The sequence below is a fragment of the Mycoplasmopsis lipophila genome (assembly GCF_045276895.1).
Lineage (GTDB): Bacteria > Bacillota_I > Bacilli_A > Mycoplasmatales > Metamycoplasmataceae > Mycoplasmopsis > Mycoplasmopsis lipophila.
Genome location: NZ_CP174165.1, coordinates 18,692 through 33,260 on the forward strand (window position 1 = coordinate 18,692; position 14,569 = coordinate 33,260).

Below are 14,569 nucleotides of genomic sequence, written 5' to 3' on the forward strand. Positions count from 1 at the left end.
TATGAAAAAAAAGTTTAAATTTATATTAACTTTATCTTCTACAGCATTGATTTCTACTTTACCTATTGTTTCTTCAGTTAGCGCTGAAACTAATAATAAAGAAAAAGATAAAAAACCTACTTTAGATCCTGAATTTGGACAATTTGAACCAGCTGCTAAGAAAGAAATGGAAGAAATGATGGATAAAGTTATAGCTGAAGCTATAAACTTTATTAAATCTAAATATCAAGAATTATTAGAAAATCAAAGTGGAAATTTTAAAGATAGAATTCAAAACTTATTTTATTTTAATGAATTATTAAAATATTTTGAAGATCACAAACAATATATTAAAAAAGAACCTGAAAGATATGGTTTTCATATAGTTTTTCCTTATGTTATTTCTAAAAATAAAAAATATAACTATGGTGATATAGACTACAACGGAAAAGTTTATAAAGAAGTAAAAATAGGGAATCAAGCTCCTTTAGATTATTCTTTTGCTATTGAACCAAAAGGAAAGAAAAAAATTACTCAAAAAGATCAAGTAAATGGGTTTACAAAGGCAAAATTTTTAGCATCTATTAAAAAATATTCTAATGAACTTATTAAAAAATTAAAATCAATTATTTTTGATGAATCTGATGTTCCACAAATTGATAAAGATGTTAAATTACAAAAAGATGTATATGGAAAATTATCTATTACTCTCCCTCAAGGTTTTAACAGTTGAAGAGATTATATATATAGTAAAATTAGACCAAGATATGTTGATTTTGATTTAACTCAAAATCAAGAATCAGAAGAGCCTAAACAACAAGAAGAAAAACCAAATCATCCTCCTTCAATTCCTCCATTAGTTCCAGGTGATACTAATGTTCCAGGAATCAAAGATTTAGAAGAAAAAATTCAAAGTCTTCCAACTTTAGCGCCTTACACCACAAAAGATTATTCAACTTATGGTTCTGCTCTTTTAAAAAGTTTATTTGATGGTGGAGATGAAATAAAAAAATCTAAAATGTTTTATTTTAATAATCCAATAAACACAAGATATGAATATAAAGTTTTTGGTTTTGATTCTAATGGAGAAAATAATATTGCTAATATGATTGTCCATATTACTGATAGGGTTAATCCAAAATTAACAAGAAGTTATACATTAGGTGATGTTAAATTAAATCATTTAGCTGATTGAAATGCATTAAAACAAAATCAAATTAAAGCTACTAAAGAAACCTTTTCAAAATTATTTAGTGCTTTAGGAATTGATGACAAAATTGATTATGGAAAAATTAAAAATCAATTTATTCAAAACGCTTTATTTAATTTAGTTGAATCTGCTACCAAAATGACTTTATCTCGTAAAGAAAATTCATTTGAAAAAATAGAGAATAAAAAAATTGATGAAAATTTTAAAAATATTAAATCAAACAAAAATATTTTTTATGAGATGACAAATAGCACTATATATAATTTATTGTCTACATTATCAAGTTTAAAAATTAATTCAAGTATTTTTTGGCAATTGCTTCCACAAGCTTTTGAAGCAGTTCATGATCAATTCCAAGAAGTTATTAAGTTTAATAAAAAATATCTCGCACAAAATGTAAAATCAGTTAATGGTTCAGTAGATAACATTGTTAATTTATTTGAAATGAATAAAAAGGATATTTTTAAACTTAATGCTTTAATTAGCTCAAGAACTTTTGATTTATTTAAATGATATGATGAGTATTTAGCTCTTACTAAAAAAATTGTAAATACCTTTAATATTTTTTCAAATATCGCTATAAATAAGAGCATTACAACAGATAAAACCTTAAAAGATAACTTTATAAAATCTTATGAATTAGCTAAAGAAATTCTTAATGAAACAGAGAAACAAAATGTTAAAGTTAAGAAAAATATTGCTATTGCTTTATTAACTATTGGAGTAGTTTTATTGATTGTGAGTGGATTAGCATTTGGATGAAAATTCAAAGATAAAAACGCTAAATATTTACTTATTGTTAGTTTAATTATCCTTGCTATTGCTTTAGGTTTATTAACTGCTGGAAGCATTTTATTAGCAGGAGTGAAAGGAATTTAATATGGAAAAAACAACAAAATTAAATCCGAAAATAGAAGCCATATTTGATTATGTAGTCAAAGTAAGTGGAGAATATATTTATAAACAAAATCAAATTTTTAAGTTAAAAAGAGATGCTAATATTAAATTCTTTTTGATTAGTTCTACCGATAAAGAAGCATATCTTTTAACTAATAAAAATAATTTTTCTTTAAAAATTGGAGAAGAGATTATTGAATCTAATGAAGAAACTTTAATTTTAACAAAGGAAAATTATTTTGGAAAAATCATTGATATATATGGAAATATTATTTGACCATATGCTAATGGTGAACAAAAAAATGATAAAGAATTAACTACTAAACATCCTATTTTTGGTTTAGCTCATAATTTAATGACCGTTAAACCATTAAATGAACAACTTTATACAGGGGTTATTTCTATTGATTTATTAATTCCCATTGGTAAAGGACAAAGAGAATTAATTATTGGTGATCGTCAAACAGGAAAGACTCACATTGCAATTAATACTATTATTAATCAAGCAAAAAACAATGTTAAATGTGTTTATGTTGCTATAGGTCAAAAAAGAGAAACATTAACTAAATTGTATGAAACTTTAAAACAATATAATGCTTTACAAAATACTATTATTTTAGATGCTTCATCTTCTAGTGCTTATGAACAATATTTAGCTCCTTATATAGGAATGGCTCATGCTGAAAATATTTCACAAAATGATGATGTCTTGATTGTTTTCGATGATTTAACAAAACATTCAAATATTTTTAGAGAAATAGCTTTATTAACTGATAAACCAGTAGGAAAAGAAGCTATGCCTGGAGATATGTTCTTTGCTCACTCTTCACTTTTAGAAAGATCAGGTTCATTCGTTAATAGAAAAACTATTACAGCTTTACCTATTATTCAAACAGTAGATGGTGATATTACCAGTTTAATTTCTTCTAATGTTATTTCTATTACTGATGGACAAATAGTTACAAGTACCGACTTATTTGCCGCTGGTAAATTACCAGCTATAAATATTGATTTATCTGTTTCTAGAACTGGTTCAAGTGTACAAACTAGAACTATTACTAAAGTAGCGGGAGAAATTGGGAAAATCTTTAGAAAATATAAACATCATTTGAAATTAGCTATGTTAGATTATGAACTTAATAAAGAAACAGCTTCATTATTGCGTCGTGGAAAAATTATAGATAAAATGTTTTTACAAAAGGGTTATTCTTTATATTCATATAATTTTGTTTTATTTATGACTAAGTTGATTTCTTGAGATATTTTTAAAGGAATTAAAGATGAACAAAGAGCTTTAGTGTTTCTAGATAATTTAATTAATTATTATCCTGAAGCGAATAAAGCTTTTGAAACCATTAAATTAAATCAACCATATGATGATAAATTGATGAAAGATTATTTTGCTTTTGCTTTACAACAATATTCCGATTATTTAAATTTAGGTTGAAAAGTGGATTATGCTCACAGCTTTATTCCTTTTACAGAAAATATTCTTTTAGAATTAGCTAAAAAGGTAGGTGATAGATAATGACTGAAACAGGAAAAATAACAAAAATTTGATCTGATATTGTGGAAATTAAATTTGTTAAAAATAATTTGCCTTCTATTAATCATTTATTAACCTTACATAATAAGCAAACCTTTTTATTAGTTAAAAGAATTGTTGATCAAGAAAGTATTAGAGCCATTATTGTTTATGCTAGCAAACCTTTAGCAATAGATGATGTAGTTGAAAACACTGGGAAAAGTTTTATGGTTCCAGTAGGAAAAGAATCAAAAAACAATATTTATAATTTTTGAGGGAATCCTTTATTAGAAAATAGAGGAACAAAACCAAAATATATAGAAATGAATTCTATTATTAATAGTTCACGTTATTTAGATTCAAGTACTGAAATTATTGAAACTGGAATTAAAGCGATTGACTTTTTTATGCCTATTATAAAAGGTTACAAATTAGGTATCTTTGGTGGCGCTGGAGTTGGTAAAACTGTTTTAATGAAAGAAATTATTTTTAACATTAACAGAAAATATACTTCTACTTCAAATATTTTTATTGGTTCAGGTGAACGTTCACGGGAAGGTATTGAATTATTTAATGAATTAGAACAATCTAATTTAATGAAAAATTCTGTTATGTATATTTCTAAAATGAATGAATCACCTGGGGCAAGAACTTCAATTGTTCCTATTGGAGTTACAGCCGCTGAATATTTACGTGATTATGAAAAAGAAGATGTTTTATTATTTATAGATAACATTTATCGTTTTGTTCAGGCAGAAAATGAAGTTAGTGCTTCTTTAGGTAAAAAACCTTCTATTGGTGGTTATCAATCGACTTTAGAAAGTGATGTATCTAATATTGAAGATCGTTTATTTAAAAATGAAAATGGTTCAATTACTTCTTTTCAAACAATCTTTTTACCAATGGATGATTTAAGTGATCCATCTGCAGTTGCTGTATTTAATCACTTGAATGGAAATTTAGTTTTATCTAGAAATCAATCAGCTAAAAATATTTTTCCAGCCTTTGATCCATTAGCCAGTTCATCTAACTCTGTAGATGAAAAAATTATAGGTAAAAGACATTTTGATGCAATTATAGAAACCAAAAGAATTTTAAAAGCATATAAAGATTTAGAAGATGTTATTTTAATTCTTGGATTTGACGAATTAGACCAAGAAAGTAAAATCACAGTTAAAAAAGCTTTACAATTAGAAAGTTTTTTCACACAAAATTTCTTTATGACAGAACATTTTACCAAATCAAAAGGTGTATATGTTCCTTTACAAGAAACAGTAGAAAGTGTTATTAAAATTTTAGAAGGTAAATATATTAAACAAAGTCCTGAAATATTTTCTTATGTAGGTTCTAATAAAGAAATACCAACTGATGAAGAATTGGGGATATAAAAAAATCAAGGATGTCCTTGATTTTTTATATTTACCTATTTTATAGACGAATAAGTTAATTTTCAAAATATTTAAAAAGATCTTTGATATTTAAAATATAGTTATGTTTATTTGCTATTAAATTGTCAGGTATTTCAAGATCGATTTGTTGATTTAATTCATCTATTTCACTACCGCCCAAAAAATAAAAATCACCTTGATTTTCATAACATATTAAAAATGTATATTTTAATCCTTTATCTTTATTTGAAATTGTTTTTTCTTCTTTTGTTTTTTTGTTGTTATTTATATATTTTTTATAACTTTCTAATAATTGTTTTGTTTTTTCTGGGTCATAATCACTTTTAAGACTTTTTACTTCAATGTAAACTATATGTGTATTTTTATCACTTTCAAATTTAAAAATAAAATCTGGAAATGAGTTTTTAATTTCATAATCGGAATTAAAATATTGTAATTTTAGTCCATGAAAAACAGGGTTTTTAGTATATATTTTTACATTTTGATTATCAGAAAGTAAATTTTTAATAGAAAAAATAAAATTAAATTCAGGTGTTGAATCAAATCAATGATTTATATTTTTTGGATTTTGATAAGCATATTTTTTTATATTATTTAGTGATAAAGAATTTCTATCACTTCTATCCTTGTCATGAACTAGAATTTCATTTAATTCAGGTAATTTTATATTTTTATGTATTTCATACATACTAGTATCATTATTGATGGTTGTTTTTATACAAAGTGTATATATTTCTTTAAATTGATCGAAATATTTTTTTATTAAAATATATCAATACATATTTATGCTTATTTTATTGTTTTGATTATTTCCAAAATTTTGTTCATAAAAATTATTTATTACATTTTCAATTTCTTTAAGTAAAAATAATTTGTTTATTTGTTTAGATTTTTCTACAAACAATTCTAGTTCTATTGAGTTACAAATTCATGTGTATACCCTTGTTTTATTTTCTATTTTTTTATTAGCCTCTTCACCAATTAATTTATCATTATGTAATTCTCTATATGTTTCAAAATATTTAATTATTTGTTCCTTATTTAAAGTTTCCCAAATTTTTTCAGTATATTTTTCTTTATCTAATAATTTTTTAATAATTGTTTCGTTTATTGTTCCATAAGGAAATTCTTCATTTTTAAATTCTTCCTTTAATACAAGAGATTGTCTAAATGTATCCTCAGAAACAAGATTAGAATAAACATAATAATTATCACTTATAGAGTTTGACGGTATAAAATTTTTTTCAAAAGAAGGATTAGGGAATCTTTTGATTCTACCTAATGTTTGGATAGATAAATTTTTTGATGAAACATTTCTTAATTGTACTAACATACAAGCTCTAGGAATGTTTCAACCTGTAGCAGGTCCTATTTTAAAAAGGATAACATCACAATTTGCATCATTTTTTGATATTTCTTTTAAATTTATTTTTTTATTTTCTTCTTTATTTATTAGAGAAGAAGATTCTATTTTTTCATTCGAAAAATATTTAACTCAATTTAAATTGTGTTCATTTAATATTTGAATTATCTTTTCTATATTGTTTTCAAATTCTATATATTCATTAGGATGTTTCTTTTTATCAGGGGCGTTTTCTACTTGAATAAGCATTGCTGGTCTTATATTTTTTAATTCATAATTATTTTCAGCATATTCTTTTCTAACTTTTTTAAATGTTTTACATGCTTGCTCTAAAAGAACAAAATCATCTATTTCATCTTCTTTAGAATTTTTAATTCCTTCATTATAGATATGATTATTTTTTAATAGTTTTATAGAATCGTTTTCTAAATCTTGTTCATTTATGCAAATTAATTGATTTTTTCCTTTTGGAGTAGCAGTCATTTTAATAATAAAATCAGCTGCTTCTTGTATTTGGTATTCAAATCTTCCTTCTGTTTTTAATGAATTAAGTTTTTTATTATCTTCTTCATAGTCTTGAAATTTATTAGTTTTGTCTACATTTCCACCATGGTGTGCTTCATCTCTAATATATATTAATTTATAGTTTTGGGTTTTAATTTGATCTAAAAATCCTTGAAACAAGCCATATTCTGTTAAAATTCTACCTTTTCCAAATGATGAAGAACCAAATATAATAACTTTATTTTCTTCGGGATCTAAATGATAAACACTATCTTTATTTTTAATTTGTGATGTAGATGGAGATTCTTTTCTTTCTATTGAATATAAACAACCATTTATATGTTGTTTATATTCAATTAAATTTTGTTCCATTTGTATTGGTAAATCAGCCGATGATAATGTTGTTATTACAAAAACTAATTTATTATTAGTGGTTTGATTTTCTTGAATAATTCTATTTATTGTATTTGCAATTATAAAAGTTTTTCCACTCCCGGTTGGTGCTTGAAAATCAATAATTGTTTTTTTATTTTTTTGATTTGCTTGAATATATTCGTTTACTAATTTTTCAACAGCTTCACTTTGAGTTTTTGTTAATTCCATATTTATTTATCCTCTTTTTGTGGTTTTAATGAGGTTAAATTTAACAACAATTCTTTATTATTCATTGTGTAATAATTATCCCTATTAAAAATATTAAAATTATTTAATTCATTGATAAATGTTTCTTTTATTATTGTGTTGTCGGCACAATAAATATCAGTGTTAAAATATTCTATTTTAAAAACATCTAAATTTTGTTTATAAGGATCATTATTCTTTAATCAATCAAAATCTTTTTCTTTATTTGTTCCTTCACCATTGTTAATTCTAAATAAACGTTCATAGCATACGTTTTCACCAATTTCATTTTCATTATTTGTTACTAATGTATATGTTCTGTTACCACCGTCTTCTCTATTAAGTTCTAAAACAGCATGGCCAGTAGTTCCTGAACCGGCAAAGAAATCTAAGACACGAGCATTTTTGTTATTAATTAAATTTATTATGTATTTAAGAAGATTTAAAGGTTTGGGATGATCAAACACTTTTATATTAGAAAAAATTGTTTTTTGTTCAGATGTTCCTTGAGTACCATGAAAATTTAGAATCAAATTAGAAAATTTTGATTTTCTTATGATAATTTCATTATCATTATTAACAAATTGATATTGTTTTGTATAAATTTTATTATTTTTAAATTCTATAAAACCATTATCAATTCCTCATTTAACTTTTTCATTGCTTCATCTTCACTGCCAATCTTTAATAGTATGATTTCCTTGTTTCCTTTTTTCTCAATTTTCTTTTGAACCACCAGCATAATATCTATTTCCATTATGTTCAATTACATAATCTAGATTTTTTGACCAAGTCAAAGAAGCAAAATCTAATTGTTTTAGTTTATACATTCCTCTTGTTTGATAATGTTCATCAATTAGATTATAAGAATGATCATTAATTTCTTTTATTAAGTCATTTGTTGATAATTTATTTATGTTTTTGGAATACATTAATACATATTCAGTAAGACTTTTAATATATTTGCTATCATCAGCGGAACCTTCATTTTTCTTTTGCCATATCAAATTACATACAAAATTCTCTTCCCCAAATATTTCATCCATTAATATTTTTAAATAAGCTTGTTCATTGTCATCAATTGATACAAAAATTACACCATCATCTTTTAGGAGTTGGTGTGCTAATTTTAATCTTTCATTCATCATATTTAGTCAACCATTTCGACTAAATTTATCACGATAAATAAATTTTGAAGATGAAACTTCATCTTTTTCTGAAAAATTATTTCCATCTGAACTAGCAGATTCAGTGTTATAAGGAGGATCAATATAGATTAAATCATAATTAGATTCGATCCCGTCTCTCTCTCTCTCTCTCTCTCTCTCTATTACTATTAAATTCTTAAGAGCATCATAATTTTCTCCAATTATCAAAACATTTTGGTCTTGTTTGCTTAATGGATTATTAACAAAAGATAATTTTTCATCTTTTTTAAGTGAAGAAACCGATGTTGTATTTAAACTCGGAGCTGCATCAAAAGTAAAACCTATTTTTACTTTTTGAATCAATAATTGGAATACAGCATCTAAATTTTCTTTCTTTGTATGGATTAATATATTTTTTATTAAATCTTTTTGATCTTGATTTAATAAACTTTTTGACATTTCATCAATGTCTGTTAAATAACTATTTAAATCCTTCATATTTTCTCCTTATAAAATTACATCTTTAATTATATATTTATCTACATTTAAAAAATAATTTAAAGAAAAATAAGATTATATTCATTTTTTTATAAAATAAAAAAATTTCCTAATAACACTTATTTATAGTGTTATTAGGAAATCATAATTTTAAAATTACATATCTTCCAAGTTTTTTATTACTTGTTTAAATTTTTCATAATCAGGAGATTTAATAAAGTTTTGGAATATTGCTTCTACTCTTTCAGGAGTGATAGGATTGCTTTTTTTAATTTTCATATTTGTTTTATTCATATTTAATCCTTGTTATTTATTTTAATTTTTGAAATTAATTTGGTGAAGATTTCATTGCATTTAATTTGTAATTTTTTAATATCAAGATTAACAAATTTTCTATTTTCATAAATAATTTCACCATCAATAATTGTTGTTAAAACATCTTTACCAGATGTGGAATAAACTAAAGAAGCAGGAATATCTATTTCAGGTGTATGGTTAATATTATTTAATTCAACAATAATTAAATCTGCTAAATAATCTTTTTCTATTCTCCCAAGTTCTTTTTCTTTACCTAAGGCTTTGGCACCATTTAATGTTGCCATTCGGATTGTTGCTATAGCATTTAAATTTTTGGGATTTAAAGCAGTTCCTTTTGCTAGTAAAGAAGCAAATTTCATTTCTTCAAACATATCTAAAGTATTATTTGAAGCCACACCATCTGTTCCTAAAGCAACAATTAAACCTTTATCTAAATTTTCTTGAACATTCATAATTCCACTTGATAATTTAAGATTAGAAACGGGGTTATGTACTAAAACAACATTTTTATTTTTAGCAATTTCTTTTTCTTTTTCTGATAGTCAAACACAATGAGCAGCAACTAAATGTTGGTTAGTCATTTGTAATGAATCAACAAGCTCTAATGGACTTTTATTAAAAGTTTTTAAAGAGTTTTCTACTTCTGTTTTGGATTCATTTAAATGCATATTCATTCCAATTTTTAATTCTTTAGCTAGATTAATAGCTTTTGTTAAATCATTAATATCATTAGTATAAACAGCATGTGGAGCAATCATTGTTTGAATTCTTCCATTACATTTGTTATGTCATTTATTGTAAAATTCTTTAGCTATTTTTAAATCTTTTTCAATTGAAAAATGAGTAATACCTTGAGTTATTATTCCTCTCATTTTCATTTTTTCAGCAGCTTTAGCTATTTCATCGATAAAAAAATACATATCAACAAAAGAAGTTGTTCCAGTTGAAATCATTTCAGCCATTGATAATAAAGATGAATAATAGACATCTTCTGCAGTTAATTTTTCTTCTATAGGAAATATAAAATCATATAGTCATTTTTCTAAACTAACATCATTTCCATAATTTCTAAATACACCCATTCCTATATGTGTATGAGCATTTATTAAACCTGGCATCACTAGATTATTTTTAGCATCTATTTCTTTATCAATTGATAAATTTTGTTTTTCATTTCCAACATAAAATATTTTATTATCTTTAATGTAAACATTAGCATTATTCAAAATATCAAAATTTTTGTTGTTAGTTAAAACTTTTGCGTTTTTAATTAATATATTCATTTTATTTCCTTTCAACTATTAAAAAACACCATAAAGGTGCTTTTTACTATTTTCTTGCTTCTCTTCTTTTAGCGCGAGCAAGTTCAAGAGCTAATTTATGTTTTCTTTTTTCAGCTCTAACTTTATTTCTTTCTCTAACGATTTTTCTCATAAAATCCTTTTCATAAAATTGTTGCAAAATATAATTAACTTCGAAAATAATAGAAGTATTTTTATTTTAATATTTTAACAAAATTTAAAATAATATTTTTTGCATATTTTTGATTTTCATTATTTTTTTGATAAATTTCTTTTAATTCTTTATAAAGAGCATTTAATTCGTTTAAGTAATTATTTTTTTTCTTATTAAATTCTTCTTGATTAAATATACCGGAATCAATTTTTACAAAACTAATCCATTCAGGAACGCTAGAAGGATCAGAAATTTTTAATCCTTTAAAATCTTCTATATTTTTTAGAAAAGATTTTATTATATTTTGATTAAGGTTTTCTATTTTTTTTAAATTAGATTCTAAATCAGATTCCTTAAAATTAATATTTTTGGTTATTTCTCAAAAAAGATTGTTTGATAATGCATAAAAAGTTCCTAGAGCATAAATGGCTTCACTATATTTAAAATTAGGTTGTTCCTTTTTAAGAATGCTTTTGGCATATTCAAAAAAAGTAAATTGAGTTTTGGAATAAGTATTTTTAGTTTTTAAAAATAAAGGATTTTTATCTATTTTTAAATTAGTGTTTAAATAAGGATTCAATATTGAAATTATATTTTGATAACTTTTTATAAGTTCATCATAAATTGCGCTTTTGCTTTCTTGCATTTTTTCATTATTTTTGGTTTTAGCAACAATTGTATTAATAAAAGAAAAATATTCAATTTTTATTTTATTTGTAAAATTTTCTTTTAAAAATGTATTGATTTCTTTTTCATTTTTAAAAGTTTTGGTTAATGGAACAATTTGATTTTCAAAATATTTATATGTATCTATAAGATTAGTTGCATATTTTCAAGCAACACTTTTTATAAAATTAAAATTTTTAGTGTCTAAAAAATTAGCACCTTGATTATTCAAAAATAATTGATTAGAATTTTTAAACTCTTTTTTTAAATCATTTATTTCTTCTTTTAAAATACTTTTTTGATTACATGAAGCAGATAAAGATAAAGGAATAATAAATGTTAATGAAGGAAAAGAACAAAATATTTTTTTGTTAATTTTCATATATTCTCCTTATTTATAGACATATAAGAAAATTTTATATTTAATATTGTCTATAATTTTTGATTACTTAATTATTTTAAGTTAATTAAAATTATTTATTTAATATTTTTTTAATTGCTTCTACTTTATTTAATTGTTCTCAAGGTAAATTTAAATCATCTCTACCAAAATGTCCGAAATAAGAAGTTTGAGCAAAAATGGGTTTTCTTAAATCTAATTCTTTAATAATTGCATAGGGGCGTAAATCAAAAACTTTATTGATAATTTTCAAAATAATTTCATTACTATATTTTGAAGTATTAAAAGTATTAACCGATATAGAAATAGGTTTGGCTACACCAATTGCATAAGAAACTTGTATTTCTAATTTAGAAGCTATTCCTGCAGCAACCAAATTTTTTGCTATTCATCTGGATACATATGCAGCAGAACGATCTACTTTTGTAGCATCCTTACCACTAAAAGCACCACCACCATGATGAGCAGATCCACCATATGTGTCAACAATAATTTTTCTACCAGTTAATCCTGTATCTCCAATAGGCCCTCCTATTACAAAACGACCTGTAGGATTAATATAAATATTTTTAGGAATATTTAAACCATATCTCTCACAAACAGGCTTAAATATTTGTTCCTTAATGTAAGTTTTAAATTCATTTTCATTAAAATGTTCATCATGTTGACATGAAAATAATATAGTGTCAATTTGCGTTTTATTTAAATTAGAATAATCAATTGTAACTTGAGATTTCATATCAGCTTTAGCTCATTTAAATTCTCCGCTAATTCTTTTTTTATCAGCTAATTTAACAATTTCATGGGCTAGAGTTATAGCTAAAGGCATATAATTAGGTGTTTCATTAGTTGCATAACCAAACATAATTCCTTGATCACCAGCACCTATTTCATTATCATTTAATATAACTCCTTGTGCTATATCAGTACTTTGCGGTTTTAAATCAATGATAATTTCTAAATCTTCTTGATAATAATTCAATTTTTTTAAAACATTAATAGCAATTTCTTTTACATTCACATTTTTAGCTTTTGAACTATATTCTCCCGCTATAACTAATTTATTACCTGTAGCTACAGTTTCAATAGCGGTTCTAGAATATGGATCTTCTTTTAAAAAACTATCTAAAATTGTGTCAGAAATTTGATCACAAATTTTATCAGGATGTCCTTGCCCTACAGATTCACTTGTAAATAAGATTTTTTGCATAAAAAAACTCCTTTTGTATGGTTAAACAAAAAGAGAAGAACTAGATAACATATATAACATGTTGATCTTAATAAAGATCCTTACCATCCACCATAATTAAAAATTTGGTTGGCATGCGTCATAGTTGGTTAAACTCAGCAACTCTTTATGTTTTTTGCTTAACTATTATATATAAAATTACACTTATGTTTTAGTTAAAATGAATTTATAAATTGGTTATATTTTTTGTTATAAAATAAAGTTTATGAATATAAATAACGATAAAAATAAACAATTTTTAGATGTAAATGAACAAATTGAATTATTAAAAGAGAGAAATTTAAACTTTATTACAGTGGATAAAAAAAATATAGAATCAAAATTTAAAAGTTATTTGTTATGTCATAATTATCAAAATTTTGTAAATGGATATAATGATTATTTTTTTAAGAATTTTAATAGAAACACAAATGATTATGCAAAAAACAATGCTGATGGAATAATATCATTATTTAATTTTGATAGAAGAATGTCACAATTAGTATTGTCAAATATTTTAAATATAGAAAGGCATTTTTCAAATTGTTTTATTACAGCTGTTTGTAAATTTAAAAGAAATTATATGGATGGTAAAATTTTTGCATTAAAAAAGAATGATTTTGATTTACTTTTTGATTTATCGAGTGAAGAAAATAAAATTAAATATAACTACATTAAAGAAAAATGAAATCAACCATTTGAAAAAAATTTAAATAATAATTTAATAAAAAAATATCTAAATAATAAAAATGAAATACCTTTATGATCTATCTGTATATTTTGATCATTTGATTTTTTGATGAATTTTTTTCAAATTTTAAATATAAAAATAAAAAACAATATATTAAAAATAATGTTTTCAAATAAAATTAAAATCAATGTTAGTCAATTTTATAGCATTATGGTAGTTATAAAAAACATTAGAAATAGAATTTGTCATAATAATGTTTTTTATAATTTTAAATGTAGAAGCAAAGAATTATCAAATTTTTTACAAGCAAATGGTTTAAATAGTTCTAGAATAAGAATTTTTGAAATTATTTATATTATAGAAAAATTCAATTTTAAAATTTCATTAGCGGAAAGTAAATTATTAGAATTGATAAAAAATGAATTATTTAATAAAATTGAAAATAATCCAAATATTTTAGAAAAAATTAAGTCAAAAATTTTGTTATCTTTAGGTTTTAAAAAATATAATAAAAAATTAATTAATAGTGTAAAATATAAAGCGTAAAGTCGCGTTAGATATGTCTTATGAAGTCTCTTTTAGAGCAACGCCGGCGTGGGTAAACCACTAAAAAAATCTTCATTACCGGTTTTAGATGAAGATTTTTTTATTTCATTT

At 23.4% G+C, this 14,569-nt stretch carries 10 protein-coding genes; 4 read left to right on the forward strand and 6 right to left on the reverse strand.

What is annotated here, in order from left to right:
• Position 1 precedes the first annotated feature (1 nt).
• The 3 genes from ACJA27_RS00085 to ACJA27_RS00095 are packed head-to-tail and all read left to right on the forward strand — an operon-like array spanning position 2 to position 4,999.
• Positions 2–2,068, forward strand: a complete 2,067-nt coding sequence (locus ACJA27_RS00085; protein WP_406617969.1) for an MSC_0620 family F1-like ATPase-associated subunit — start codon at positions 2–4, stop codon at positions 2,066–2,068.
• A 1-nt stretch (position 2,069) separates the two neighbouring features.
• A complete protein-coding gene (locus ACJA27_RS00090; protein ID WP_406617970.1) occupies positions 2,070–3,614 on the forward strand; it encodes an MSC_0619 family F1-like ATPase alpha subunit in 1,545 nt (514 codons plus the stop codon).
• Positions 3,614–4,999 (forward strand): MSC_0618 family F1-like ATPase beta subunit, encoded by a 1,386-nt coding sequence (locus ACJA27_RS00095; RefSeq protein ID WP_406617971.1) that lies wholly within the window; start codon positions 3,614–3,616, stop codon positions 4,997–4,999. The genes ACJA27_RS00090 and ACJA27_RS00095 overlap by 1 nt, the downstream gene beginning before the upstream one ends.
• A 55-nt stretch (positions 5,000–5,054) precedes the next feature.
• Here ACJA27_RS00095 and ACJA27_RS00100 read toward each other — a convergent pair whose 3' ends face one another.
• The 6 genes from ACJA27_RS00100 to metK all read right to left on the reverse strand — a co-directional run bounded on the left by ACJA27_RS00100 (position 5,055) and on the right by metK (position 13,203).
• Positions 5,055–7,490 (reverse strand): DEAD/DEAH box helicase family protein, encoded by a 2,436-nt coding sequence (locus tag ACJA27_RS00100; RefSeq protein WP_406617972.1) that lies wholly within the window; start codon positions 7,488–7,490, stop codon positions 5,055–5,057.
• A 2-nt stretch (positions 7,491–7,492) separates the two neighbouring features.
• Entirely contained in the window at positions 7,493–9,154 is a 1,662-nt protein-coding gene (locus ACJA27_RS00105) for a site-specific DNA-methyltransferase (RefSeq protein ID WP_406617973.1), read from the reverse strand.
• A gap of 156 nt (positions 9,155–9,310) precedes the next feature.
• Complete coding sequence (locus ACJA27_RS00110; RefSeq protein WP_406617974.1) at positions 9,311–9,448, reverse strand: hypothetical protein; 138 nt, start codon at positions 9,446–9,448, stop codon at positions 9,311–9,313.
• A 2-nt stretch (positions 9,449–9,450) separates the two neighbouring features.
• Complete coding sequence (locus ACJA27_RS00115) at positions 9,451–10,755, reverse strand: amidohydrolase (protein WP_406617975.1); 1,305 nt, start codon at positions 10,753–10,755, stop codon at positions 9,451–9,453.
• 212 nt (positions 10,756–10,967) lie between these two features.
• Positions 10,968–11,975, reverse strand: coding sequence for a hypothetical protein (locus tag ACJA27_RS00120; protein ID WP_406617976.1), 1,008 nt, complete (start codon positions 11,973–11,975; stop codon positions 10,968–10,970).
• A gap of 91 nt (positions 11,976–12,066) precedes the next feature.
• Positions 12,067–13,203 (reverse strand): methionine adenosyltransferase, encoded by a 1,137-nt coding sequence (metK, locus tag ACJA27_RS00125; RefSeq protein ID WP_406617977.1) that lies wholly within the window; start codon positions 13,201–13,203, stop codon positions 12,067–12,069.
• 244 nt (positions 13,204–13,447) lie between these two features.
• On the opposite strand from metK, the gene ACJA27_RS00130 reads away from it, so the two are divergent.
• Positions 13,448–14,458 (forward strand): Abi family protein, encoded by a 1,011-nt coding sequence (locus ACJA27_RS00130; RefSeq protein WP_406617978.1) that lies wholly within the window; start codon positions 13,448–13,450, stop codon positions 14,456–14,458.
• The last annotated feature ends 111 nt before the right edge of the window (positions 14,459–14,569 follow it).